General features: G+C 70.1%; 23 protein-coding genes and 1 tRNA gene. 13 read left to right on the forward strand and 11 right to left on the reverse strand.

The features are described 5' to 3' along the window. The 6 genes from ABD287_RS02195 (at position 1) to pknB (ending at position 8024) form a co-directional block, all read left to right on the forward strand. Entirely contained in the window at positions 1-486 is a 486-nt protein-coding gene (locus ABD287_RS02195; protein WP_344167261.1) for an FHA domain-containing protein FhaB/FipA, read from the forward strand. Next, positions 483-1913: a PP2C family protein-serine/threonine phosphatase gene (locus ABD287_RS02200; protein WP_344167264.1), complete on the forward strand. Its 1431-nt coding sequence runs from the start codon at positions 483-485 to the stop codon at positions 1911-1913. Before ABD287_RS02195 ends, ABD287_RS02200 begins: the two co-directional genes overlap by 4 nt. A gap of 72 nt (positions 1914-1985) precedes the next feature. Beyond that, positions 1986-3425, forward strand: coding sequence for an FtsW/RodA/SpoVE family cell cycle protein (locus ABD287_RS02205; protein WP_344167749.1), 1440 nt, complete (start codon positions 1986-1988; stop codon positions 3423-3425). Beyond that, positions 3422-4921 carry a peptidoglycan D,D-transpeptidase FtsI family protein gene (locus tag ABD287_RS02210; RefSeq protein WP_344167267.1) on the forward strand — a complete coding sequence of 500 codons (1500 nt, stop codon included), beginning with the start codon at positions 3422-3424 and terminating at the stop codon, positions 4919-4921. The genes ABD287_RS02205 and ABD287_RS02210 overlap by 4 nt, the downstream gene beginning before the upstream one ends. Further along, positions 4921-6246, forward strand: coding sequence for a serine/threonine-protein kinase (locus ABD287_RS02215; RefSeq protein ID WP_344167270.1), 1326 nt, complete (start codon positions 4921-4923; stop codon positions 6244-6246). Before ABD287_RS02210 ends, ABD287_RS02215 begins: the two co-directional genes overlap by 1 nt. After that, a complete protein-coding gene (gene pknB, locus ABD287_RS02220) occupies positions 6243-8024 on the forward strand; it encodes a Stk1 family PASTA domain-containing Ser/Thr kinase (RefSeq protein ID WP_344167751.1) in 1782 nt (593 codons plus the stop codon). Before ABD287_RS02215 ends, pknB begins: the two co-directional genes overlap by 4 nt. Here the strand turns inward: pknB and ABD287_RS02225 are convergent. The 4 genes from ABD287_RS02225 to ABD287_RS02240 form a co-directional block, all read right to left on the reverse strand. Beyond that, on the reverse strand, positions 7944-8594 hold the full coding sequence (locus ABD287_RS02225) for an aminodeoxychorismate/anthranilate synthase component II (RefSeq protein WP_344167273.1): 651 nt from the start codon (positions 8592-8594) through the stop codon (positions 7944-7946). The genes pknB and ABD287_RS02225 overlap by 81 nt on opposite strands. Positions 8595-8668: 74 nt before the next feature. Next, entirely contained in the window at positions 8669-8857 is a 189-nt protein-coding gene (locus tag ABD287_RS02230; protein ID WP_344167769.1) for a hypothetical protein, read from the reverse strand. Between the two features lie 10 nt (positions 8858-8867). Next, positions 8868-9833, reverse strand: coding sequence for a class E sortase (locus ABD287_RS02235; RefSeq protein ID WP_344167276.1), 966 nt, complete (start codon positions 9831-9833; stop codon positions 8868-8870). Further along, the gene (locus tag ABD287_RS02240; protein ID WP_344167279.1) at positions 9830-10639 is read right to left on the reverse strand and encodes a DUF881 domain-containing protein; all 810 of its coding nucleotides are present in this window, start codon (positions 10637-10639) and stop codon (positions 9830-9832) included. Before ABD287_RS02240 ends, ABD287_RS02235 begins: the two co-directional genes overlap by 4 nt. 222 nt (positions 10640-10861) lie before the next feature. On the opposite strand from ABD287_RS02240, the gene ABD287_RS02245 reads away from it, so the two are divergent. The 6 genes from ABD287_RS02245 to ABD287_RS02270 all read left to right on the forward strand — a co-directional run bounded on the left by ABD287_RS02245 (position 10862) and on the right by ABD287_RS02270 (position 17715). Continuing rightward, the gene (locus tag ABD287_RS02245) at positions 10862-11125 is read left to right on the forward strand and encodes a cell division protein CrgA (protein ID WP_344167282.1); all 264 of its coding nucleotides are present in this window, start codon (positions 10862-10864) and stop codon (positions 11123-11125) included. Positions 11126-11131: 6 nt separating this feature from the next. Beyond that, the gene (locus tag ABD287_RS02250; RefSeq protein WP_344167285.1) at positions 11132-13291 is read left to right on the forward strand and encodes a (Fe-S)-binding protein; all 2160 of its coding nucleotides are present in this window, start codon (positions 11132-11134) and stop codon (positions 13289-13291) included. 38 nt (positions 13292-13329) lie between these two features. Continuing rightward, positions 13330-14664: a hemolysin family protein gene (locus ABD287_RS02255; RefSeq protein ID WP_344167754.1), complete on the forward strand. Its 1335-nt coding sequence runs from the start codon at positions 13330-13332 to the stop codon at positions 14662-14664. Further along, complete coding sequence (locus ABD287_RS02260; protein ID WP_344167288.1) at positions 14661-15707, forward strand: hemolysin family protein; 1047 nt, start codon at positions 14661-14663, stop codon at positions 15705-15707. Before ABD287_RS02255 ends, ABD287_RS02260 begins: the two co-directional genes overlap by 4 nt. Continuing rightward, positions 15694-16488, forward strand: a complete 795-nt coding sequence (locus tag ABD287_RS02265) for a LamG-like jellyroll fold domain-containing protein (protein ID WP_344167291.1) — start codon at positions 15694-15696, stop codon at positions 16486-16488. Before ABD287_RS02260 ends, ABD287_RS02265 begins: the two co-directional genes overlap by 14 nt. 258 nt (positions 16489-16746) lie before the next feature. Continuing rightward, a complete protein-coding gene (locus tag ABD287_RS02270; protein WP_344167294.1) occupies positions 16747-17715 on the forward strand; it encodes a C40 family peptidase in 969 nt (322 codons plus the stop codon). A gap of 105 nt (positions 17716-17820) precedes the next feature. On the opposite strand, the gene dcd is transcribed toward ABD287_RS02270, so the two are convergent. Beyond that, entirely contained in the window at positions 17821-18432 is a 612-nt protein-coding gene (gene dcd / locus ABD287_RS02275; RefSeq protein ID WP_344167297.1) for a dCTP deaminase, read from the reverse strand. A gap of 181 nt (positions 18433-18613) precedes the next feature. Here dcd and ABD287_RS02280 point away from each other — a divergent pair. Continuing rightward, positions 18614-18687 (forward strand) — tRNA-Gly (locus ABD287_RS02280). Between the two features lie 327 nt (positions 18688-19014). Here the strand turns inward: ABD287_RS02280 and ABD287_RS02285 are convergent. The 6 genes from ABD287_RS02285 to ABD287_RS02310 all read right to left on the reverse strand — a co-directional run bounded on the left by ABD287_RS02285 (position 19015) and on the right by ABD287_RS02310 (position 25904). Beyond that, positions 19015-19854 carry a class I SAM-dependent methyltransferase gene (locus ABD287_RS02285; protein ID WP_344167300.1) on the reverse strand — a complete coding sequence of 280 codons (840 nt, stop codon included), beginning with the start codon at positions 19852-19854 and terminating at the stop codon, positions 19015-19017. Positions 19855-20207: 353 nt separating this feature from the next. After that, a complete protein-coding gene (locus tag ABD287_RS02290) occupies positions 20208-20984 on the reverse strand; it encodes an ABC transporter ATP-binding protein (RefSeq protein ID WP_344167303.1) in 777 nt (258 codons plus the stop codon). Then, positions 20981-22078: a FecCD family ABC transporter permease gene (locus tag ABD287_RS02295; RefSeq protein ID WP_344167306.1), complete on the reverse strand. Its 1098-nt coding sequence runs from the start codon at positions 22076-22078 to the stop codon at positions 20981-20983. The genes ABD287_RS02290 and ABD287_RS02295 overlap by 4 nt, the downstream gene beginning before the upstream one ends. Next, on the reverse strand, positions 22075-23160 hold the full coding sequence (locus ABD287_RS02300) for an ABC transporter substrate-binding protein (RefSeq protein WP_344167756.1): 1086 nt from the start codon (positions 23158-23160) through the stop codon (positions 22075-22077). Before ABD287_RS02300 ends, ABD287_RS02295 begins: the two co-directional genes overlap by 4 nt. Before the next feature lie 70 nt (positions 23161-23230). Beyond that, complete coding sequence (locus ABD287_RS02305; RefSeq protein ID WP_344167309.1) at positions 23231-24532, reverse strand: MFS transporter; 1302 nt, start codon at positions 24530-24532, stop codon at positions 23231-23233. An 85-nt stretch (positions 24533-24617) separates the two neighbouring features. Continuing rightward, complete coding sequence (locus ABD287_RS02310; RefSeq protein ID WP_344167312.1) at positions 24618-25904, reverse strand: ATP-grasp domain-containing protein; 1287 nt, start codon at positions 25902-25904, stop codon at positions 24618-24620. Positions 25905-25906: the final 2 nt, after the last annotated feature.

Genomic DNA, 25906 nt, shown 5'->3' on the forward strand with positions numbered 1-25906 from the left:
TTGCCCGAGATCGTCCTGACCGTCGCCCGTTTCGGATTCCTCATCCTGCTGTGGATCTTTGTGTTCACCGTGGTGGGAGTGATCCGGCGGGACCTGTTCGCCGGCGGGCGGCCCAGCCGCCTGGTGGCTGCCCCGCGGACCGCGGGGCTGTCGTCGCCAGCCGCTGGCCAACCGGTCAAGACCAAGAAGGGACGCGCCGCGCACCAACTCGTAGTGACCGCCGGGCAGCTCGCCGGCACCCGTATCACCCTCGGAGAAGCGCAGATCACCATCGGCCGGGCGGAGGACTCCACGCTCGTGATCACCGACGACTACGCATCAGCCAAGCACGCCCGGCTGGTGCCCCGCGCGGGGCAGTGGTTCATCGAGGACCTCGGCTCCACCAACGGGACCTACCTCGACCGGACGAAGGTGACCGGCCCCATGCCCGTTCCGCTCGGCGTGCCGATCCGCATCGGCCGGACCGCATTAGAGCTGCGCCCATGAGCCTCACCATGCGCTACGCCGCGCGTAGTGACCGTGGCCTCATCCGCGACGGCAACCAGGACTCGGTCTACGCCGGCCCGCGGCTGCTCGCCGTCGCCGACGGCATGGGCGGGATGGCGGCCGGTGACGTCGCCAGCAACATCGTCATCGCGGCGATGGCTCCGCTCGACGAGGACGTGCCGGGGGAGGCTCTGGTCGACGCCCTCCGCGGGGCGATCGACACCGCCAACATTCAGCTCCGGGAGACCGTCGCGGCGAACCCGCAGCTTGAGGGCATGGGCACGACGCTGACGGCCATGCTGTTCTCCGGCAGCCGGATCGGCCTCGCCCATATCGGCGACTCGCGGGCCTACCTGTTGCGCGACGACGATTTCGCCCAGGTCACCAAGGACGACACCTACGTCCAGATGCTCGTCGACGAGGGTCGGATCAGCCCGGAGGAGGCCGGCAGCCACCCGCAGCGGTCGCTGCTCACCCGGGCGCTCGACGGTCGCGACGTGGAGCCGGAGTACTCGGTACACCAGGTCCTGTCCGGCGACCGCTACATGATCTGTAGCGACGGCCTCTCGGGTGTGGTGAGCGCCGAAACCATCGCCGACACCCTCGCCCAGTACCCCGATCCGGACGAGTGCGTCGAACGGCTCGTCCAGCTGGCGTTGCGGGGGGGCGGGCCCGACAACATCACGGTGATTGTCGCGGACGCCACCGACCAGGACATCGTCGAGTCGACCCCGGTCGTCGGGGGCGCCGCCGCCACCGACCGCGGGATGGCCACCGCGGCTGACATCTCGACACCGGCGGCGCGCGCATCGGCGCTGACCCAGCCCCGTCCGGCCGCGCCGGAGGCCGCCGCGGCCGACAGCGGCGCCGACGTCGACCCGCCGCGACGTTCCGGTGGGCGCCCCGTGCTGGCCACGGTGCTGGTCCTGGGCCTGCTCGGCGGCGGTCTGTGGGGCGGGTGGAGCTGGGCGCAGAGCCAGTACTACGTGGGGACCACCGAACGCGGTCAGGTGGCGGTGTTCAAGGGCGTCCCGGCCGATATCGGCGGCTGGCGCCTGTCCAGCGTTCACGAGACCAGCGACACCAGCATCGAGGAGCTGACCTCGGTCGCCCAGGACCAGGTGCGAGGCGGCATCGCGACGGACAACCGCCGCGAGGCGGTCGACATCATGCGCCGGCTCATCAGCGAGGAGCCTGGCAATCCCAACCGCAAGCCGCCGTGTGAGCCGACCGCCAGCGCGTCGCCCACCGAGGTGCTCAAACCGGCCCCGTCGACATCGCCGCTGGCGCCGACGGTCGGCGGCAGCGGCGCGAGGCCGCCCGCTGGCGCCACGCCCAGCGCGACCCCTGACGGCCCGTCCGACTCACCGGCCACGGTGAGCCCCGGTCCGCCCGGCGAGCCGGCAGACTGCCTTGAATCCAAGTAGCCGAGCCGGGGCGCCGCGCGCCCGGTGGGTCCGGTGAGCGCGGCGTCGGCGGCGCTGGCCAGCACCGGCGAGATGCCGGCGGTGCGGCCGTCACGCGTCCGCCGCAACGCCGAGCTGGGGCTGTTGCTGTTCGCGATGGCCCTCGTGGCCGCCTACGGGGCCACCGTCGAGGCGACGATGCTCGGCGAGGTCACCGCCGACTTCTGGGTTCCGGCCGCGATCCTGACAACGGTGTTCGTCAGCATCCACGTCGCGATCCGGTTTCTGGCCCCGCAGGCCGATCCGGTGCTCCTGCCCGCGGTCGCCCTCCTCAACGGCCTGGGCGTCGGCTTCCTACGACGGCTTGACCTGGCCGAGGTCCCGGTCGCCGAAGGAGCGGAGCTGACGACGTTCGCCGGCACCGGCGGGCGGCAGCTCGCCTGGACCCTGGCGGCCGTCGTCGGCGCCATCGTCCTGCTGGCTGTCGTACGGGACCACCGGGTCGTCTCCCGGTACGCGTACACCCTCGGCCTGGCCGGGATCGTGCTGGTGATGATTCCGGCGGTGCTGCCGCCCAGCATGTCGGAGATCAACGGCGCCAAGCTGTGGATCATCGTGGGTGGCTTCACCATCCAGCCGGGCGAGTTCGCCAAGCTGGCGCTGTTGTCGTTCTTCGCCTACTACCTGGTGCGCAAACGCGAAGTGCTGTCGTTGGCCAGCCGCCGGTTCCTCGGGATCGACTTTCCGCGCGGGCGCGACCTCGGGCCGGTGCTGGTGGTGTGGCTGGTCAGCCTGCTGGTGCTGGTGTTCGAGAAGGACCTGGGCACCTCGCTGTTGTACTTCGGCATGTTCGTCGTCACCCTCTATATCGCCACCGAGCGGGTGAGCTGGCTCATCATCGGCCTGGGGTTGTTCTTTGGTGGCGCCGTGTCCGCTTACTACCTCGGCAAGCAGCTCGGCGGACCGTTCGCCAACTTCGTCGTCCGGGCCGACACCTGGCTCGACCCGTTCGCCGACCCGTTCGCCAAGGGCTTCCAACTCAGCCAGTCGCTGCTCGGGTTGGGCACCGGCGGGCTCTTCGGCGCCGGTCCCGGCGGTGGTCAGCCCACCAAGATCCCCGAGGTGCACAACGACTTCATCTTCGCCGGCATGGGCGAGGAGATCGGCCTGTTCGGGCTGACCGCCCTGCTGACTCTCTACCTGCTCATTGTCGTCCGAGGGTTGCGGATCGGGCTCGCGGTCCGGGACTCGTTCGGCAAGCTCGTCGCCGGCGGCCTGGCCTTCACTCTCGGCCTCCAGGTCTTCGTGATCATCGGCGGCGTCACCAAGCTCATTCCGCTCACCGGGCAGACCACGCCGTTCCTGTCCGCCGGCGGCTCCTCCCTCATGGCGAACTGGCTGCTCGTCGCCGTCCTGCTGCGAATCTCGGACGCGGCCAACCAGACCGCCGGCGGCCCGCCCGTCCGGCCCGCCGGCGCCGTCGGCCCGCCAGTCCAGTTGCACGCCGCGAATACTGAGGTGATCCGGCCGTGAACGCTCCGCTCCGACGCGTCGGCGTCGTGCTGCTCGTGCTGTTCGGGCTGCTGTTCGTCAACCTCAACTGGGTGCAGGTCTACAAGGGCGAGGAGTACCGCACCAGCCCTCTCAACGCGCGGGTGCAGCTGGCCGAGTACAAGCGGCCGCGCGGCGTCATCGAAGCCCAGGGCAAGGGTCTGGCCAGCAGCGTCGCCACCGACGGCGAGTTGAAGTACCTGCGGAAGTACCCGTTCCCGAGCACCTACGCGCACGTCGTCGGTTACAAGCCGGTCAACATGGCCGCGACCGCCGTCGAGCAGGCCGAGAACGAGTTCCTCGCCGGCGAGAGCGACCAGCAGTTCGCCGAGCGGTTCCGCAGCATGGTCACCGGCAAGGAGACCAGCGGCGGCAACGTGCTGCTCACGTTGTCGCTGCGGACCCAGCAGACGGCCTTCGCCGAGCTGTCCCGCAACCAGGTCGGCGCCCGTCGCGGGGCGGTCGTCGCGCTCGACCCTCGGACCGGCGCCGTCCAGGCGATGGTCTCGTTCCCCAGCTTCGACCCCAACCCGCTGGTCAGCCACAACACCCGAGCCGCCCAGGCGGCCTTCGACAGACTCGCCGCCGACCCGGCGCGCCCGCTCACCAACCGCGCGGTAGCCGAGACGCTCCCCCCGGGCTCGACCTTCAAGGTGATCCTCGCGGCGGCGGCGCTGGAGAGCGGGGTCGCGGCCACCACCCGCATCCCCGCCGGGCCGGCGTACCAGCCGCCACAGACCACCCAGGTGATCCGCAACGCGCACCCCAGCATCTGCCCGGAGGCGCAGGTCACCCTGCTCAACGCGCTGACCGAGTCCTGCAACACCGGTTTCGCCCAGCTCGGCGTGCGACTGGGCGCCGACCGGGTCAAGGCCAAGGCGCAGGCGTTCGGTTTCGGCGACGAGGAGCTGACCGTCGGGCAGACCGGCGGGCCGGGGATGCCGGTCGCGGCCAGCCAGACCGGTGAGATGGCGCGGCCCCAGGGCGGCGCCGACCCGGCCGCGTTGGCGCAGTCGTCGATCGGTCAACGCGATGTTCGGATGACCCCCCTGCAAGGGGCGATGATCGCCGCCGCGGTGGCCAACGACGGCCAGCAGATGCGTCCGTACGTCGTGCAGCAACTGCTGGCGGCCGACCGGCGGCCGCTGCACACCGCCGCTCCGCGGACGCTCCGCGAGCCGGTGGAACCGCAGGTCGCCGCCGAGCTACGGAAGATGATGGTGTCCGTGGTGCGCAGCGGCACCGGCGGCAACGCCCGCATCGACGGCGTCGAGGTCGGCGGGAAGACGGGCACCGCGCAGACCGGCGTCGCCGCCGACCACGGCTGGTTCATCGGGTTCGCCATCCGCGATGGGAAACCAGTGTCGGCGGTCGCCGTGGTGCTGGAGAACGCCGGATCCGGGGGCAGCGGCGAAGCCACCAGGATCGCCGGGCGGGTCATGCGCGCGGTGCTCGCCGACGGCCGGGGAGGAAACTGATGTTCAGTCCCGGAGTGCTGCTGGGCAGCCGGTACCGACTCGACGAGCGGATCGCCGGCGGCGGGATGGGCGACGTCTGGCGGGCCACCGACGACGTGCTCGGCCGTACCGTCGCCGTGAAGATCCTACTGCCGGCGTTGTTGGACGAGCCAGGCTTCGCCGAGCGGTTCCGCGGCGAGGCCCGGACCATGGCCACCATCAACCACCCCGGCGTCGTCGACATCTACGACTACGGCAGCGACGACCACGTCGCGTTCCTGGTCATGGAGTACGTCGCCGGCGACGCCCTGTCGCAGACGCTGTCCCGGGTACGGCGGCTCACCCCGGCCCGCACCATGGCGCTCATCGCCCAGGCGGCGGAGGCGTTGCACGCCGCGCACAGCAAAGGCATCGTCCACCACGACGTCAAGCCGGGCAACCTGCTCGTTCGGCCCGACGGCACCCTTGTCCTCAGCGACTTCGGGATCGCCCGCTCCGCGCTGGTCGGTCAGTTGACCGTGGCCGGCGCGGTGCTGGGAACGGCGTCCTACATCTCCCCCGAGCAGGCCGCCGGGCAGGTCGCCACCCCGCTGTCGGACGTGTACGGGCTCGGCATCGTCGCCTATCAGTGTCTGTCCGGCCGTCGACCGTTCATGGGCGACAATCCGGTCGAGATCGCGATGAAGCACGCCAGCGAGCCGCCGCCTCCGATGCCCGCCGACATCCCGTCACCGATCCAGGCGATCGTGCAGCGGGCGATGGCCAAGGCGCCGACGGACCGGTGGCCCTCGGCTGCGGCCCTCGGCGCGGTCGCCCGGCAGGCGGCCGCGGCGGCCGCGGGAATGACGAGCCCGCGCACGTCCGGGCAGGCTGGCGTTGTCGGCCGGTCCCGGCCGGCCGGGACCGCGGCGTCCGGCGCGCGGCGTCCCGCGTCCGGCCAGGTCGCAGGCGATGTCCGGTCGGCTGCCCCGCCGCAGGTCACCGCGCCGCCACCCCGTCCGGCCGCGCTGCCACCCCGTCCAGCTGCGCCAGCGCCCCGTCCGGCCGCGCCGGCCCGACCTCCCCAGCAGTGGCAGGCTCCGGCCGCCAGCTACCGTCAGCAGGTTGTTCCGCGCAACCCGGCGCGCCGGCCCACGCCGGCTCTGCGGCCCGTGGCCGGCGCGGCGGCAAGTTCCGGTGGCTTGCGGCGATGGCTCATCGTGACCGTCGTGCTCGGTGCGATCGCGCTGCTGGCATGCGTCGGAGCGGTCACATTCTCCGCGTACCGGAGCGTGGGTGGTCTGCCGGGCACGTCGGGGCAGGGCATAGTGGGCATGGACACGACTGAAGGATGGCGGACGAGATGACGGCGCAGGCCCGCCTGCTGGGTGGCAGGTACCAGGTCGGCGAGCTGCTCGGCTACGGCGGCATGGCCGAGGTGCACCGCGGGCGTGACCTGCGTCTGGGTCGGGACGTCGCCATCAAGCTGCTGCGGCAGGACCTGGCGCGCGACCGTACCTTCCAGGAGCGTTTCCGGCGGGAGGCCCAGAACGCCGCCGCCCTCAACCATCCGGCGATCGTGGCCGTCTACGACACCGGCGAGGAGCACGCGCCGACCGGCGAGACGCTGCCGTTCATCGTCATGGAGTTCGTCAACGGCCGCACCCTCAAGGAGGTCCTGACGGCCGAGGGTCCGATCATGCCGCGCCGGGCTCTGGAGATCGTCGCCGACATCTGCGCTGCGCTGGAGTTCAGCCACCGGCACGGCATCATCCACCGGGACATCAAACCCGGAAATGTCATGCTCACCCAGAACGGCCAGGTCAAGGTTATGGACTTCGGGATCGCGCGGGCTCTGGCCAGCGGCGCGACGACGATGACCCAGACCAGCGCCGTCATCGGCACCGCCCAGTACCTGTCGCCGGAGCAGGCCCGCGGCGAGGCCGTGGACGCCCGGTCGGACGTCTACGCGGCCGGTTGTGTGCTGTTCGAGCTGCTGTGCGGGAACCCGCCATTCGTCGGCGACAGCCCGGTGGCGGTGGCCTACCAGCACGTGCGCGAGGACCCCACGCCGCCAAGCTACCTCAACACCGAGGTCGGCCCGGACATCGACGCCATCGTGCTCAAAGCTCTCGCCAAGAACCCGATCAATCGGTACCAGAGCGGCGCCGAGATGCGCGCCGACGTGTTGCGGGCGGCGGCGGGCCGTCCGGTTCTGGCCACCCCGATCCTCAGCCAGGACGAGACCGAGCTGCTCACCGCAGCGGGCGGCCCGCAGGGCGCGCAGGTGGGAGACCGTCGTCGTCGGAAGGCTTCGGCGTGGGTGTTGGCGACGCTGAGCGCGCTCGGCGTGCTCGCGTTGCTAGCGCTCACCATCGCGCTCTTGGGCGAAGGCGAGACGAAGAAGCAGCAGCAGCAGCAGGTTGCGGTGCCGAACGTCGTCGGGATGCTGGGGTTGCAGGCGGAGAGCATCTTGAAAGAGAGTGGTCTCCGGTATGTGGAGGGCGATCCGGTTCAGGAGGCCGACTGCGCCCTGAAGGCTGTGGCGCGGCAGTCGCCGGAGGCCGGGGCCTCGGTCTCCAACGGCACCGAGGTCACGGTGCAGCTGTGCCTGGGCCCGAACACGGTGAAGGTGCCGGGGAACCTGGTCGGGCTGTCGCGGCAGGAGGCCGAGAACCAACTCGCGTCCCGGAAGCTGAAAGCAAAGATCGCCCTGGTGGACAGCGAGCGGACCAGGGACACCGTTGTCGCGGTGCCCGACCAGGGCAAAGAGGTTGCCGTCGACGCCATCGTCGAGCTGAGGGTCTCCCTTGGGAACCTGCGCGAGGTTCCCAACGTCATCGAGCTGACCGAGGCTGACGCTGTTGAGAAGCTGCAGAACGAGGGCTTCAGGGTGTTGGTGGTCCCCGGCGACCAGGTGTCGAACAACGCCGGCACAGTCTCCGCGCAGACGCCGAACGCGAACAGGATCGCCAAGTCCGGTTCGCTGGTGCGGATCACGGTGCTTCAGCCGGCGGCCGAGCCACCCACCCCGACGCCCGGCCCGACCGGGACGCCGGGCGCGCTACGCGCTGGCGAACGCGGCGGTGCGGCGGGCCTCGACCTCGGCCGCCAGCCTTGGAGCGCGTTCCTGCGCATCGGGTGAACCGCAATCCGCCAACCAGTTCGCCAGCATGAGGTGCCCGCCCTGGGTCAGCACCGACTCAGGGTGGAACTGCACTCCCTGTAGCGGCAGCTCGCGGTGGCGCAGCGCCATCACCAGCCCGGACTCGGTCCAGCCGGTGACCTCCAGCTCGTCCGGCACAGAGTCCCGACGGACGGTCAGCGAGTGGTACCGGGTGGCCGTGAACGGCTCGGGCAGCCCGGCGAGCACGCCGACCCCGGCGTGGCGCACCAGCGAGGTCTTGCCGTGCAGCAGTTCCGGCGCCCGTTCCACGGTGGCGCCGTAGGCTGCGCCGATTGCCTGATGGCCAAGGCAGACCCCGAAGATCGGCATGGTGTCGGCGTAGGCCCTGACGACCTCGAGGCACCGCCCAGCGCTTTCCGGCGCCCCTGGGCCGGGGGACAGCATCACACCGGCTGCCCCGCTGCGACCGACGTCGGCGACGGCGAATTCGTCGTTACGCCACACCTCGCACTCGGCGCCGAGCTGTCCCAGGTACTGGACGAGGTTGTAGACGAACGAGTCGTAGTTGTCGATCACGAGGACGCGCACGGCGTCAGCCTACTGCCCCGACCGTCGTCGGTCACCGCCCGAACGCCGTAACCGTGGACCGCGCGGCCGTCCGGTCACTGGGTGACCGTGTCCGCCGCGCCGCCGCCCTCGGTGACCTGGACGTCGTCGAAGGGAAGCAGTGGCTCGGCCCACGGGAACACCACGTACCAGAGCAGGGCGACAGCCCCGGCGAGCAGGATCGCCGACCCGATGAGCTTGCCGGGCCGTCCGCCGGGGAGGTGGTTCCAGATCCATCCGTACATGGCGGCCCGTCTAGTCAAGCGCCGCGGGGCGTCCCGCGGACCGGGGTTGGCTGGAGGTGTGGGTGGCGTGCACGATCAGGCGTTCGTAGTTGTCCCACTTCGGGTTGCAGGTGGTGATGGTGAGCAGCTTGCTGCCCCGGTCGAAGCCGGGCGGACGGGCGTTGACGACCTCCACCGCGGTCGGTTTGACGATCTTGCTGCGCGCGACGGTGTAGACGTGCCAGTCCGTCTGGGTCTCCACCACGATCGGGTCGCCGACCCGCATGTCGTCCAGGTCCCAGAACGTGGAGCGGACGCGGTGCCCGGCGATGGAGAAGTTGCCGGTCTCGCCGGGCATGGCGCTCTTGGGGTAATGCCCGGGAGCGAACTCGATGTCCTTCGGGTCGACCCCCTCGACGACCACCCAGCGCTTGTCCAGGCGGGGGATGTGGAGCCGGGCGACCGCGCCGCCCGGCGGCGGCTTGCCGCTCGGCTTGGCCGGAGCCGTCGCGCCCGCCGGCACGTCCCACTGCTGGCTGAGCGCGGTGTCGAGGTCACTTTGGGCGGCATCGACGATGGCGGTCTTGCCCCAGACCTCGTAGCCGGCGAAGAGCAGAATCACCATACCGACAGTGATCATGAGTTCACCGAAGCCGCGGATGGCTGCCCGGATCATCGAGGCCGGGCTGGCGCGGGTGAGCTCGGAGTGGACGCTGCGGTAGTCGCTCTGTCCGCCGATCGGCGCCACCGCCGGCGGTCCCGCCGGCGGGACCTCGGCAGCGGCGATGGTGGCCCGCCCGCGAGCCGGCTCAGCGGACGCGGCGGCGCCGTCGGGATCGTCGGGGCCGGTCGGTGAACCCGGCTGGCTGACGCCGAGCCCGGTCACCCGCGGATCGGTGTCCGGTGGCGCGCCCGACGCGGTGGGGCCGGGCGACGGGTCTTGGCCACCGCTCGCGCCGCTGGCCCGGTGCCGGCCGCCGTTGTTGTCACTGGTCATTGCCCTGCCACCGTCGCCTCCTGCAGGCCGGCGGCCTGGTCGAAGCCGGGCAGCCGGATGTCGCCGTGGGTGGTGACGTCGTAGCCGAGGCCGTACGCGTCAACCGCCGCCCGGTACCGATCGATCTGGTCTGAGTTGTCCAGGGAGCGTGAGAGGGCTCCCGGGTCGCCGATGGCGGTGATGGCGAATGGCGGGGAGTGGACGCGCCCGTGTAGCAGCAGCATCGATCCGGCGCACAGCACCCCGGTCGTCGAGATCACCCGCACCCCCATGATTGACATCGCTTCGGCGCCTCCGGCCCACAGCGCGTTCACCACGGCCTCCACGTCCTGCTGGTGGACCACGAGGTCGTTCGGATTGACGTCTTTGGGCAGCTCAGCGCTGCTGGAGTGCGGAGCGTCGTTCAATCGTACGGTCACTCCTGGACCATGAACCGGGGTGAACGCGGCATCAGCCTCAAAACGGCGGGCGCGCGCCTGCTCCTGGCGGATCGGAAGGTCCGTCTGGGCGATTTCGCTGGTCTGGGCCAGGACGGCCGACCGCAGCTCGGTGGCCCGCGCCTCGGACCGGGCCAGCTGGAGACGCAGCTCGTTGATCAGCTGCGCCTTCTCCGGTCGACGGTCCTCACGCAGAGAAGTGCCCTCGGCGGTGGTGGCCGAGGTGGTGAAGATGAGACCGGCGGCCAACGCGATGAGCGGCACCCCCGTGGACCAGCCGGGCCGCCAGCGGGCCGGCCGGGGCGTCAGCGCCCTGGCGAAGCGACGGCCGGCGGTACGCCACGAGGAGGCGCCAGACGTGTACTCCATGCGTCGTCTCCCTCTCGCCGACCGCCGATGCACAGCGAGTTCCGGACCTGGTCGGGTGTCCGCTGGTGCTCAGCGGGCCGAATATGACTACGCTATCCCCTTGAACATTATTCGCCGCCACCTCTGATCTGGCCCGCGGTGAGCCGCCGCCGGTCGGTGGCGGACGGCGGCGGGCCCCTGCCGGTGGTGGTGGTTCGCCCGTTGCCCCCTCAGGAGAGCGCCGTGCCCAAGTCTCAGGTCCGCAAGAAGAAGGTCTACACGCCGCCGCCGGACGTGCGGTCCTCTGGCACAGCCAAGAGCAACAAGCCCAGCCCGGTCTGGCTGCCGGCCACCGCCGTGGGGCTGATCCTGTTCGGCATCGCCTGGCTGGTCGTTTTCTACCTGTCCGAGCAGCAGTACCCGGTCGCGTCCTGGAAGTACTGGAACCTGGCGGTCGGCTTCGGCGCCATGGTCAGCTCGCTCGGCCTGCTGTCCCGCTGGCGTTAGTCCTCGATGGGAAGCCTCCAGGTAGCCGCCACCGTGCTGGCGGCCGCGATCACCGCGGTCGCGGTGGTGTTGGCGGTACGCGCGGTCGCGACGATCACCGCTGTCGTGCGGACGGGTCAGCCGGACCGTTCCCGCACCGGCTCGCCCGCGACACGGCTCGGGGTGATGTTGTCCGAGACCGTCGGCCACACCCGGATGCTCAAGTGGAGCCTGGTCGGCGCGGCGCACTGGTTCGTCATGGTGGCGTTCGTGCTGCTATCGACGCTGGTGCTGGAGGCTTACTTCGAGGTTGTCGACCCGGCTGGCCACCTGCCGCTGGTCGGCGACTGGCCGCTGTACGGGCTGCTCACCGAATGGGTGGGCGTACTCGGCCTGGTCGGTATCGTGGTGCTCATCGGCATCCGACTGGTCAATCGACCGTCGCGGCCCGGTGGCCTGTCCCGGTTCACCGGCTCGACAATGTGGCAGGGCTACTTCGTCGAGTACGTCATCGTCGCGGTGCTCGTCTGCGGTTTCGTGATCCGCGGCCTACAGGCGGCCACCGGGCACTTCCCGCACCCGCAGTGGGCGGCGCCGCTGACCCACGCGCTCGGTGACGTGTTGCCGCCCAACGAGTCGGCGATCAGCCTCGTCGCGCTCCTGAAGATCGCCATTTCGATGACGTGGCTCATCGTCATCAGCCGCAACGTCACCATGGGCGTGGCCTGGCACCGCTTCCTGGCCTTCTTCAACATCTTCTTCAAGCGGGACCCGGAGAAGCGGGCCGGGTCGGGTCTGGGCGCGTTACGCCCGATGACGTCTGCCGGCAAACCGTTGGACTTCGAGGAGGCCGACCCGGAGACCGACCAGTTCGGCGTCGCCCAGGTCGAGCAGTTCACCTGGAAGGGCCTGCTCGACTTCTCCACCTGCACCGAGTGCGGTCGCTGCCAGTCGCAGTGTCCGGCCTGGAACACCGGCAAGCCGCTGTCGCCGAAGCTGCTCGTGCTCAGCCTGCGGGACCACGCCTACGCCAAGGCGCCGTACCTGCTTGCCGGGGGCGGCAAGGACGCCGCCGGCGAGGAGAAGGGGACGCCCGAACAGTTGGCGAGAGTCGACGCGCTTGCCCTGGCCGAGGCCGAGCGTCCGCTCGTCGGCGGCGAGAGCCAGCTGGGGATCATCGACCCCGAGGTGCTGTGGTCGTGCACGACCTGTGGCGCGTGTGTCGAGCAGTGCCCGGTGGACATCGAGCACGTCGACCATATCGTCGACATGCGGCGGTACCAGGTGATGATCGAGTCGAGCTTCCCGTCCGAGGCCGGCGTCATGCTGCGGAACCTGGAGAACAAGGGCAACCCGTGGGGCTCCCCGCAGAACACCCGCGAGGACTGGACCAAGGGCCTCGATTTCGCGGTGCCCCGGGTCGGCGATATTGACGACTTCGAGTACCTGTTCTGGGTCGGCTGCGCCGGCGCCTTCGAGGACCGGGCCAAGAAGACCACCCGCGCGGTGGCCACCCTGCTGCACGAGGCGGGGGTCACGTTCGTCGTCCTCGGCGAGGGCGAGACCTGCACCGGCGATCCGGCCCGGCGGATCGGCAACGAGTTCGTCTTCCAGATGCTCGCCCAACAGAACGTCGAAACGCTCAACGAGGCGTTCGGGGACCGACCGCCGGCCAAGCGCAAGATCGTCGCGACCTGCCCGCACTGCTTCAACACGCTCGGCAACGAGTACGGCGAGCTGGGCGGCCACTTCGATGTCGTCCACCACACCGAGCTGCTGGCCCACCTGGTGGCCAACCGCAGGCTGACGCCGGTCACCCCGATCGACGGCGGCGTCACCTACCACGACCCCTGCTACCTGGGTCGGCACAACCGGGTCTTCACGCCGCCCCGCGAGGTGCTCACCGCCGCCGTCGGCGGCGTCACCGAGATGCCCCGGAACACCGAGCGTTCCTTCTGCTGCGGCGCCGGCGGCGCCCGGATGTGGATGGAGGAGCGGATCGGCAAGCGGATCAACGTCGAGCGGGTCGAGGAGGCGCTGTCGACCGGCGCCAGGACGATCGCCGTCGGTTGCCCGTTCTGTCACACCATGATCGGCGACGGGGTCACCGGCAAGGGGGTCGCCGACGAGGTGGAGGTCGTTGACGTCGCCAACGTACTGCTGCGTGCCGTCCGGCCGTCGCCCTGAGGTGACCGGCCATCGATGACGTTCTGCTGACCACCCTCCTGCCGCTGGCGGGTTTCCTGCTGCTCACCGGGGGCAACGCCTTCTTCGTCGCGGCCGAGTTCTCGCTGGTGACTGTCGACCGGCCAGACATCGACCGGCGGGCCAGGGGAGGCGACAAACGCGCGAGGTCCGTCCGTCGGGCGCTCCAGGCGCTGTCGTTCCAGCTCTCCGGGGCACAGCTCGGCATCACTCTGACCGCGCTGCTCACCGGCTACCTCGCCGAGCCGGCCCTCGACGACCTCCTGCGCCCGCTGCTGCGACCGGTCACCGACGGTGGCGGCGACACGGCCGTGGGCATCCTCGCCCTGGTCATCGCCACGCTCGTGTCGATGCTCTTCGGGGAGCTGGTGCCCAAGAACGCCGCCTTGGCGCACCCGATGCGGTTGGCGCTGCGGACGGCCGGTCCACTGCGCACCTTCTCGACGTTGTTCGCCTGGCTGATCCGCGGGCTCAACGGCGCCGCCAACCGCATCGTCCGCCGGCTCGGCATCGAGCCGCAGGAAGAGCTGGCCAACGCCCGGTCCCCGGAGGAGCTGGGCCTGCTGGCGGCCATGTCGGCGAGGGCCGGCGCCCTGCCTAACGACACCGCCATGCTGCTGCAACGGACCATCCGGTTCGCCGACAAGCGGGCCGCCGAGGCGATGACGCCCCGGGTCGACGTCCTGGCTCTCAAGGCCACCGCGACGGTCGCGGAGCTGCTGACCGCCGCACGGGAGTCCGGGCACACCCGGTTCCCGGTGTACTCGGAGACCGTCGATCAGATCACCGGCGTCGCCGGCGTGCCCGAGGCCCTCGGCGTGCCGTTGGCCAGGCGGGCCACGACCACCGTCGGGTCGGTCGCCCGGGAGGCGGTGTACGTGCCCGAGAGCCTGGACCTGGACGCCGTGTTGGCGCAGCTCCGGGCCGCCGGCGCGGATCTGGCCGTCGTCGTCGACGAGTACGGGGGCACCGACGGCGTCGTCACCGTGGAGGACCTGGTCGAGGAGCTGGTCGGCGCGATCGCCGACGAGCACGATCTGGACTCGGACGGGCCGTTGTTCGGCCATCCCGACGGGTACGACCTGACCGTCCCCGGCGGCGAGCGCGCCTACCTCGTCGACGGGGTGCTGCGCGGCGACGAGCTGACCGAGCACACCGGATTCCGGCTGCCCGAGGGGCCCTACGAGACGCTCGGTGGGTTCCTCCTCGCCCGCTTCGGACACATCCCCGCGCCTGGGGAGACCGTCGAGGACGAGGGCTGGGAGTTCACCGTCGTCGAGGTGGAGCGGCATCGCATCGCCCAGGTGCGGGTGGTGCGTCCGGACGACCCGGCCGTGGCGGGGGGCGAGTCATGACCAATCTCGCGATCACCGTCGTGCTGTTGGCCGGGAACGCCTTCTTCGTCGGGGCGGAGTTCGCGCTCATCGCCTCCCGGCACACGGTGATCGAGCCGCTGGCGGTCACGTCCCGGCGGGCCCGGTGGGCGTTGGCGGCGATGAACAACATTCCATTGATGATCGCCGGCGCGCAGCTGGGGATCACCGTCTGTTCGCTGGGTCTGGGCGCGATCACCGAGCCGGCGCTGGCCGAGCTGCTCGAAGGGCCGTTCCACGCCGCTGGGCTGTCTGAGCAGGCGGTGCACCCGGTCTCGTTCGTCATCGCGCTCGGGGTGATCGTTTTCCTGCACACGGTGCTCGGGGAGATGGTGCCCAAGAACATCACGCTCGCCGGACCGGAGCGTTCGGTGTTGTGGCTCGGCCCTCCGATGCTCGGGTTCTGCCTGATCACCAGGCCGTTGCTGGCGGCGATGCGGTGGGCCGCCCGGAAGGTGCTGCGGCTGTGGCGGATCGAGGCGACCGACGCGGTCAAGACAGTGTTCACGGCCGAGGAACTGGCCGGGCTGGTAAGTCAGGCGCGCACCGAGGGTCTGCTCGACCAGCGGGAGCACGCCCGGATCAGTGGAGCGTTGGCGCTGAATCAGCGCACCGCCGCAGACGCGCTCCGCCCCTGGTCGGCGGTGATGACAGTGGCTGACGACGTGTCGCCGGCCTCGCTGGAGGTGCTGGCCACCCGTACCGGACGTTCCCGCTTCCCGGTGGTTAGCAGGGACAATCGGCGGGTATTGGGTTTTGTGCACATCAAGGATGTATTGGGCTATGACGTGGCTGATCGTCGGGCGCCGGTTCCCGCTGGCGTCGTGCGTCCGCTGGCGGTCGTCCCGCCGGACCGCACCCTGGCCGAGCTGCTGCTCGGGATGCGGCGGGAACGCCGCCACATGGTTTTGGTCAGCGACGGCCGGGCGCCGCTGGGGGTGGTCACGCTCGATGACGTCCTCACCGCCGTCGTTGGGGCCGCTGACGCGGCTGCCGCGCGGACTGGCGACCGTGGCGCGGGCTAGGGCCGCCGGCGCCGGGCTCGCCGCCCTGGCCGGGCTGCTCGGGCTCGTCGCCGCCGCCACGGCCGCGTGCGGCGGGTCACCGCCGGTGGCCACGCCCGACCCGCCCGGCGCCGCCGCGACACCGCCGGAGACCACGGACGGCCGCGCCGAGGCCGCGCTGGCCGGGGCGACGCCGTCGACCGTTGTCTTCACGTTCGACCGGGCTCGTCCCCTCGCCGTGGATCGGGGCCTGCGCCAGGTGGCCAGCGGCGGCGCGCAGGTGCGTTTCGTGCCCTCTCCGACGGGTCTGGCCGCCCAGTTCCCGCCCCGGTGTCGCGTCCGTAAATGCCCCAGGGCCATCCTCGAACACAACAACCCCGCCGCCTTCAACTCCGGCTTGCGCCCGATCCGGTTCGGAGCGTCGGTGCTCATGACGCGCGCGGACACCGCCCCCGGCGCCAACGTCGTCCAGAAGGGCTACTCGACCAACGGCGGCAGCCAGTTCAAGCTCCAGGTCGACGGCGGCGCCGGCCGACCCAGCTGCGTGCTGGCCAACGGCAGGGCGATCTACCGGCTGGTGGCGCCGGTCACCGTCGCCGACGGCCGGTGGCACCACCTCGCCTGCCTGCGTAGCGGAGGCCAGTTGCTGATGACTGTCGATGGCTCTACCTGGCGTCGGCCGATTCCAGCGTCGTTGGCCCTGCGCAACAACCAGCCGCTGCGCATCGGAGGAAAGAACGCCCTGGCCGGGAATGACCAGTTCGCGGGCCGGGTCGACAACGTTTTCGTCACCCTCTACTGAGCCGTCCACAACCGATCCGGCTCGTCGCGCTGATCGACGGATAGCCATGTCGGGCTTGCGACCTTGACGGCTCATGCCTAGCCTTAGGCCCCGTCGAGTCGGATGTCGGCGCCCACCCCAAGGCGCGCCACGGCTCGCCACCGCCGCGACCATCGTCGTCGCCTCCCTCCCACATGGCGGTGTCACGCAGCAGAAGGAGTGCGGACCTCGGTGGCTGTTGAGCACCGGCGGCGCGTCCTACACGCGTACCCCCGAACCATGCGGGCCCTGCTCGCGGCGCTCACCGGCGCCGCCACGCTGATCGCGGTCGGCCCCCTCCCACAGGCCACCGCGAATCCGCCAGTGGCCGAGATCGAAAGGCAGATCGACCAGGCATGGAACCAGGTCGAACCAGTCATCGAGGAGCACAACCTCGTCCGGACGAAGCTCAAGGAACGGCGTAAGGCCGCCAACAAGTACGCCAAGGAGATCGCTCCGCTGTCGGTCAAGGTCGATGCAGCGATGGGTAAGGTCGGCGAACTCGCCACCGTCCGGTACAAGGGCGGCAGCGCCGGCGCGATGAACGCGATCCTGGAAACCGGCTCTCCGACCGAACTCATCCAACGGCTCGGCGTGCTCGACCAGTTCGCCCGTCGCCAGGCTGCCAGCGTCCGCGACGTCACCCTCCTCCGCGACCAGCTCGCCGCCAAGAAGGCGCCGCTGGACGCGATGGTCGCCGAACTGGCGCGGACCGAAGCCGAACTCGCCGCGAAGGCGAAGAAGATCGACGCCGACATCAAGAAGTTGGAGAAGTTGCGGCTCGCCGCCTACGGCACGGGCGGCGGCACCGGGTCGCTGCGGCCAGTGCCGTGCCCGACCAACTACCCCGGCGGCGACGCTGGCCGCGTCATCCGGTTCGCCTGTGCCCAGATCGGCAAACCGTACGTGTGGGCCGCCGCCGGGCCGGGCTCCTTCGACTGCTCCGGCCTCATGCTCGCCGCGTGGCGACGTGCTGGGGTCTCCCTGCCGCACAACGCCGCGGCGCAGCGTCGTGCCATGGGCAACATCAGCAAGGACGAGCTACGGGCCGGCGACTTCGTCTTCTACTACGGCGACCTGCACCATGTCGGTATGTACGCCGGAAAGATCAACGGCACCCACTGGGTGGTGCACGCCCCGCAGAGCGGCGACAGGGTGCGCATGGTCGAGATGGACAAGATGCCGGTGCACAGTTACGGCCGCCCCTGACCCTAGGTCCGATCAGCACCGCCGGCCTGACCTGCGGCGAAGGTCGGGCCGGCGGTTCAGGCGCGTTGACGCCGGCCGGCCCCGGACTGCTTGGCTCCGCCCCGCTCAGGTCGACGGGGCGCTGGCGTCAGGCGCGGCGTCCGTGGTCGGCCAGGTGCGCCAGTTACGCCAGGCGCGGCTCGGCGTCGGACCCCGCTGACCCTGGTACCGCGAGCCGTACACCGCCGACCCATACGGGTGCTCGGCCGGCGACGACAGTCGGAAGATGCACAACTGTCCGATCTTCATGCCCGGCCACAGGGTGATCGGCAAATTGGCCACGTTGGACAGCTCCAGCGTGACATGCCCGGAGAACCCAGGGTCGATGAACCCGGCCGTCGAATGGGTGAGCAGACCCAACCGTCCCAGGCTCGACTTGCCCTCCAGCCGGCCGGCGAGCTGGTCGCCGAGCGTGATGACCTCAAGGGTCGACGCCAGCACGAACTCGCCAGGGTGCAGCACGAACGGCTCGCCATCGGGGACCTCGACCTCGCTGGTCAGATCATCCTGTTGCAGCGCCGGGTCGATATGCGTGTACAGGTGGTTGTTGAAGACGCGAAACAACCGGTCGAGGCGCACGTCGATGCTCGACGGCTGAACCAACGCCGGCTCGAACGGCTCCAGCGCCAGCGAGCCCGCCTTGATCTCGGCGACGAGGTCACGGTCTGAGAGCAGCATCCGACCAGATTAGCGAGGAGCCCGCACGCGCCGGCAGCTGGCCCGTCCCCCTTGGGTCTGTTGGTATGGCGTTCAGTCTCTGCGCTTTCAGCCGAGATCAGCGGCCGGCGTCGGCCAGACCCGACACATGCCGGGTGGCGGGCGGCATCGATGGTTTGAGTCGGGTAGAGTGATGCCGCTCGCGGGTGTAGTTCAATGGCAGAACATCAGCTTCCCAAGCTGACAGTGCGGGTTCGATTCCCGTCACCCGCTCCACGAAGAAGCCCCAGGTCAGCGCCCATGCCGGCCCGGGCTTCACTCATGAACGTGGATTCTTCGTTTCGATCCTGCCCGTTGCGTGCCCGATCGGGCTTTCTGTGCGACTTCAAGGCTGCCGGGCAAGCGGGCCGCACGCGCCGCCGCCAGGGCGCGCGGCTGCTCGTCGCTCGGCCGCCGGCCGTACTCCGCCAGGTTCTGGAGCAGTCGTTAGACCGGCACCACAAGTGGCCGCCGCGCATGACCACCCCGGCGGCTTCGTCTACTCGGCCGACACGCCGACCCCACCCCGTGCCGCCGGCGGTTCAGGCGCCACGGATCCCCGCACTACGTAGCCTTGCGCCCGATGTAGACCGCGGTCAGATGCGGACGTGTCGCGATGCCGCCGAGTCGTTCGTTCACCAGGCCGCTCATCGTGTCCAGCACGCGCAACCGTTCGTCATCCGGCAACTGCCGGATGGTCATCATCGAGCTGAACAGCGCCCGCACCTGATCGGCAGCCATGGGTAGATCCCACGGGATCAACTCCGCGCTGACGTCGACCAGACCAGCGCCACGGCGTAGATCCTCGCACCGAGCATCTGTATCGAGCTGGAACCCTGTCCCGCGGCGCTGATTGCCGGGCTCGAACCCCAGCACGGCATTCGCCGCAGCAAGCAAGGGATCTTCCCGGTATGGGTCAGAGAACACCGTCCACCAGATCGCCCCCCAGCCACCGGGCCGCAGGGCCCCGCCCAACTTCGGCAAGGCAGTCGACTGGTCCAGCCAATGGAAGGATGTCGCGGCTACGACCGCATCGAACCCGTCGCCAACATCAGCCTCCTCGAACGGCGCTCTCACCAGCTGCACCTCTGGCATGACGCGGCCGAGGTGTTCAGCGAAACCCTGGTCCGGCTCCACGGCGACCACCCGGGCTCCCACGGCTACGAGATGCCCAGTCACCAGCCCAGACCCCGGCCCGATCTCCAGCACCCGACTACCCGCTCCAACAGCGCACTTCGAGCGCAGCACCTCATACACTCGCGCCGGATAATCCGGCCGCCCATCTCGGTAACCAGCAGCGTCAGCCCCGTACGTATGACGAGCCAGCTGGCGCAGCGCATCGAAGCTCGTCCCGTCTCCACTGGCGTGCCGGCCCGACTCCATGCCGCAATCGTAGGGAAACATCCCCAGGACTCGACCACGCGGACCTGTGCCGTTAGCCACACCGTTCAGCACCGAGCACCGTCTAGCGGGATGAGTTCAGTGTGGACCGCGCCGCCGTGGTGTGCTCGATCCAGGGGCCATGAAGGGCACTGACGGTCAACTTCGGCACGCCCTGTAGCTGGCGGCACGCTGGTCGATCGGTCCACAAGCTCGGAGCCGCATGCTGCCGGTGCTCCTCCCAAGCTGACAGCGCGGGCTCGATTCCCGTACTCGCTCCGCGGTTTCCCCGTTGACAAGCCCGTGGTGACCCCCGTGAGGGCGCTATGAACGTCCGGGCATCGCTGGTGGATCTGACCGGCTGGCGCTGGCGGTCGTCATCCCACTCCTGCCACGTCCGCGGGTACGACGGCGCCGTGTCCGGCGGTGGTCACCGCGCCTACGCCGGGATAGAGGTTGCCGACCAGCTCCGCGGTGATCACCGTCGATGGCGCCCCCTCAGCGAGCAGTTTGCCGTTGCGGCCGAGCGCGAGCACTCGGTCGCAGAACCATCGGACGTGGTTGGGGTCGTGGGTGCAGACCAGCACGGTGCGGCCCTGCCTGGCGAGGTCCTGGACGGTACGCCAGACCCACATTTGGTTGCCAAAGTCGAGGCTTGCGGTGGGTTCGTCGAGCAGCAGCACGTTGCAGTCCTGGGCCAGCGCGCGGGCGATGAGCGTCAGCTGGCGTTGTCCACCGCTGAGGGTGTGGTACAGCCGGTCGCCGTCGCCCGCCAGCCCGACTCGTTCCAGGACTCGTTCACAGTGCTCGATGTCGCTGCGCCGGGGGCCGAACACCCCACCCAGGTGCGGTGTCCGGCCCATCAGCACCATGTCCCGCACTGTGAAAGGAAACGGACTGGAGTGCTGCTGCGGCACGTATGACACGCGGCGGGCTACTTGGGCGGGCCGTAGCCGGGTCAGATCGGTGCCGTCGAGCATTACTCGACCTTGGTGCCGCAGGTGGCCGAGGATGCACCGGTACAGCGTCGACTTGCCCGTGCCGTTGGGACCGAACAACGCGCACAGCTCCCCGGGCCGCAGGCCGAAGCCGACGCCGTCGAGGACAGTCCGGGAGCCGTAGGCGAAGGAGATGTCGCTTACCTGCATTGTCATGAGGCGGCTCCGAGACGCGTGGCGCGCGAGCGCAGCAGGTAGATCAGGTATGGGGCGCCGATGACCGAGGTAATGATCCCGATAGGCACTTCGCCGGTGTGGATGGTGCGGGCCAGGTTGTCGCAGGCCATCACGAAGACGGCGCCCATGGTCGCGGAGAGCGGGAGCAGGAACCGGTGGTCGGGTCCGACGAGCAGGCGTGCCGCGTGTGGCACGAGCAAGCCGACCCAGGCGATGATGCCGGAGACGGACACGGCCAGCGCGGTCAATGCGGTGGCGAGCACGATGATCCGCCGACGCAGTGGCTCAGGGTCGACGCCGAGGGATCGGGCCTCGTCGTCGCCGAGGCTGAGGATGTTGAGCCGCCAGCCGTAGCGGAACAGTAGCAGGCATCCGACGATGGTGGCGGGGACCACGATGGCGACATCGTCCCAGGTGGCTCGGTAGAAGCCTCCCATGATCCAGAAGACGAGGCGGCGTAGTTGTTCGTCGGTGCCGGCGTACTGGAACAGCGAGAAGACCGCGGAGAAGAAGGAGCCGACGACGATGCCGGCGAGGATGAGTGTGACGGTCGGTCGTTCGCCGCGCACCCGGGACAGGGTATAGGTGAGCCAGACGGCGACCATGCCGAACAGGAACGCCATCACCTGGAGCGATAGGGGCACGTCCACCATCACCGCGAGGCCGGCGCCGAACGCCGCGCCGGCGGACACGCCGAGGATGAACGGCTCCACCAGGGGGTTGCGAAAGGTGCCCTGGTAGGCGGTGCCGCTGGTGGCCAACGCGGCGCCGACCGCGCCGGCGAGCAGCACCCGGGTCAGGCGTAGGTCCCACACCACGGCGGTGTGCAGATTGTCCGCGTCGTCGGTCAGTCCAGTCTTGGCAGCGAGCACGGCGAGCACGTCGGGCACTGGGATGACGTAGGCGCCGACAGCGATCGAGACGATCGCCACGATGGCGGCGAGCGCGGTGGTCGCGGCCAGCAGGATGATCCGGCGGCGGTTGCCGGTGACCACGGCGCGTGGCGTGGCGGAGGCCTCGGCCGGGGCTGCCCCCGTCGAATCGGCGGGGGCCACTGCGTCGGTCTGGCTCACTTGACTTCCAGGTCGCCGACGTGTTTCTGGGCCTCGATGGCAGCGCGGGCGCCGGCGTCGTCGAGGCCGTAGACGTCGCGGTAGAAGGTGACTTCCTCGGCGGCGACGTCGACGTCGGCGAACCGGTCCGGGTAGGCCAGCTTGGCCATCTTCAGCAGGGCGATCGGGGTTTCGATGGTGGCGCGCCACTCGTCGTAGCCGAGCGCGACCAGGCGCTTGGTCTTGATCGCGCGCATCTCGGCGAGGTTGGCCCAGTTCAGGCCAGCGTGCTTACCACCGTAGATCAGGTTCAGGTCCAGGTAACCTTCGTGCCCGGCGACGATCATCGCGTCCGGGTCCAGAGCGAGGAGCTTCTCCTCGCTGAGGGTGATGAATGTGCCGCCACCGGCGACATTACGGGCGCCGACGATTTCGGTGAGCAGGTACGACTGGATGCTCTTGGCGCCCATGACGTTGTTGGTGGTGGCGAAGTAGGCGACCGGGGTGCGCTCGGCCGCCGGGATGTCCTTGGTGCGGTCGGTGACCCGGGCCAGGCCCGTGTCGAGTCGCTTGACGAGCGCCTCAGCTTCCTTCTGCTTGCCGAACACCTCGCCGGTGATGGTGATGTGCTGCCAGGCGGTCTTGATGTCGGGCTGGTCGAAGTTCGACGGAGAGAGCAACACGACAACCGGCAGGCCCAACGACTCGATCTTGGTGATGACCTCCTGGTGCATCTTGCGGTTCTCTTCACTGGCCACCCACGCCTCGAGGAAGACGACGTCCGGGCGCAGCTTGGCGAGTTGTTCGTAGTTGACGCCGCTCCACGGTGAGCCGAGTTCGGTAGCCTTCTCGATGGACGGCACGAGCTTGCCGCGGTAGCCCATCTTCTTGGTGGCGCTGTCCACTCCGACCAGGGCGCCGTCGACGCCGAAGATCCGCATGGACTTGGTGATCAGGCCTTCCCACTCCAAAACCACTACCCGGTCCGGGTTCACCGGGACCTGCACGGTGCGTTCCCAGTGGTCCTTGATGGAGATGTTGCTCGCCGCCCTGTTCGTGTCGGCGGGCGCGGCGCTGGAGGTGCAGGCCGCGAGCGCGGCCACGGCCGTCAACGCGAGCAGCGTACGGATAGTCCGACGCGTTGGGTATGACTTCAACCTGGGTTCCTTCCGGTTATTGCTGGGAGGTCTGCGCCTCGGTCACGGACCGGCGTGGACTGAGTAGTCCGGGCCAGGCGGCGAGCGCGACGGCCACGGCGGTGGCGAGTGCGCAGGCGCCGAATCCGCCGACCGCACCGGTCGGTCCGTCGACGACGACACCGGCGGTGGCGGAGCCGAGGGCGGCCATGGCGAGGTTGACGGTGGTGAACCAGGTGTAGGACTCGGTCAGCATGGAGGCCGGCGCGATCTGCGCGACCAGCCCGGCCTGCACCGTCATGACCGGGGCGATGACCGCGCCGGTCAACACCAGGACCACCCCGAGCACGAGGCTGCTCGGCGCGGGCATCCACGCGGCGTAGCCGAGCGCGAGACCGCCCAGCAACCAGGTCAGTTGCCGGGTCAACGGTGTGTGCCAGGTCCGCGAGCCGTACCAGAGGCCGGCGGCGGCGCTGCCGAGGCTCCACACAGCGATGAGCACACCGGTGACCGCCTCGGCGTGCTCACCGTCGTGGGTGGTGGTGAAGGCTGCGACCGCCACCGGCGAAGCGCCGAAGGAGAACGCCACCCCGGCCGCGCACGCCAGCAGGGCAGGCATGCCGGGCACCCGCAGCGGCCCGAGACCGCGAGTCGGCGCTCCATCGTTGGGCCGTATTCGCCGCAGGGCAAACCCGCGAGTCAGCGCCGTGGTTCCCGCCGCCGCGCAGGCGGCGGCCAGCACGATCGCCGAGGCCGGTCCGCTCACATCGGGCTGGGTGCCGGTCAGCCGGGCGATCGGATCGGCGATGAGCATCGCCGCCGACAGCAGCAGCGGCCCGATCACGTAGATCAGCTCGAACAGCGTCGACTCGGCGGCCATCGCCGTACTACGGACGGGTTCCTTGCCGGTGCCCTCGGCGGTCAGGGTGGTCCAGGCCGCTCGCAGCGCTGGGCTGGTGGCTGGGAACAGGGCGCCGGATACGGCTGCCAACATGCACAGCAGCGGCAGCGGCTGCCGGGTGATGACGGCGGCCAGCAGCGCGAGTTGGGCGGCGGCGTAGGCACAGCCGTACCAGGGCAGCACCCGGGCCGGCCCGAACCGGTCGGCGAGCCGTCCACCGACCGGGGCGGCGACCGCCGTTGCCAACGAGATGGCGGCCGCTACCAGGGAGGCGGCGGTGAACGAGCCGGTGGTCTCGCGGATGAGCAGAATCCAGGCGAGCACGGTCACGCCCTGCCCGAGCCTGGCCACCACTCCACAGATCAGCAGCCGGGGAGCGCCGGGCAGCATCCACAGTTCCCGATACCGCGACGATGCGGTGGCCTGCACGGCGGTCATCGGGCGCCGCCTGCGGTTACGGTGGTGACGTACGTGATGGCGTACCGGTCGCGCCAGCGGTGCGGCGCCCCGATGTGCGGTCGGCTCATGTGCCCGGTCCGATTGGCTGCACGTCGTAGAAGCCGTGCCCGTCCAACCAGTTGACCGTGGCGAGGTCACGGGCGACCACGGTGGGATCCTGGTGAGACAGGATCACTGTCATCGGCTCGGTGGTGTCGTCGACGGTGATCGGCAGCAGTTGGCCGGGCTGAACCGCGATCTGGACCTCGTGCAGGCTCTCCAGGGCGCGGACCTGCTCCAGCAGGGGGTAGCCGCGCAGGGTGCCGGTGACCGGTGAGGTGAGGAACGCCATCGCCACGTGCCTGCGCACCCGCTGCGGGGTGTCGATCTCGGCGAGGAACGTGGCCGGGTCGAGGTAGGCCTGCACGGTGCGTTCCACCTGCGATTCGCCGAGCGCCAGTAGCGCCTGCGCGGCGGTGTCCGCCCCGCACAGCCGGACACCGACCTCGACGAGACGAGGCCCCTCGCCGGTGAGCATGATCTCGTGGTGCGCGGGCCCGTGGCGCACCTCGAGGGCGTCCAGCACGGCGGCGGCGTAGCCGACCAGGACCTCGCGTTCAGGCGCGTCCGGCGGCACCAGCACGGCGGCGGCGATCCGGTCGCGGACGCCGTTGGCGGAGATCTTGACGTAGCGCCATAGGTCGGTGACCCGGTGGCGCCCGTCGCGGCTGACGGTGTTGACGACGTACTCGGTGCCGCGTAGGTATTGCTGGGCGACCACGCCTTCGTTGCGGTTGGAGAAGATGTTGACCGCGTTCGCGGTGGCCTCGTAGGCGGCGGCCGACTGCTGCGGGGTGTCGCAGAACGCGACGTGGTCGTTGGCGGCGCTGCGCACGGGCTTCACCACTGTGCGGCCGCCATGGTCGGCGTGCCAGCGGACGAGTTCGTCGGCGTCGGTGACCAGCAGCTGTGGGGTCACCGGGAGGCCTGCGGCGCGTATCGCCTCGATCTGCTGGTACTTGTCGCGGCGGGCGGCGCTCAGCTTCGTTCCATTGCTGGTCAGCCCGAGCGCGGTGCTGACCTGGTCGGCGAGTTCGACGCCGAGCTCCCCGCCGGTGACCACGGCCACCGGCTGATGGGCGGCGACGGCCTTCACGGTGAGTTCCACATCGCCGGTGTGCACGATGGTGTCGGCGAGCAGGCCGTCGCTGCCGTCGTCGTGGGCTTGGTAGAGGTAGGGAACTTCGACGGTGCTGCGCAGGCGCACCACGCGGCAGCCGGCGTCGGTGAAGGCGCGGGCCAGGCGCATGGTCGGGGCGTACACGTCGACCATGACGACAGTGCGCGGGCCGGAATGGTTGAGAGCGGTCACGT

The organism is Pilimelia columellifera subsp. columellifera (assembly GCF_039532605.1).
Lineage (GTDB): Bacteria > Actinomycetota > Actinomycetes > Mycobacteriales > Micromonosporaceae > Pilimelia > Pilimelia columellifera.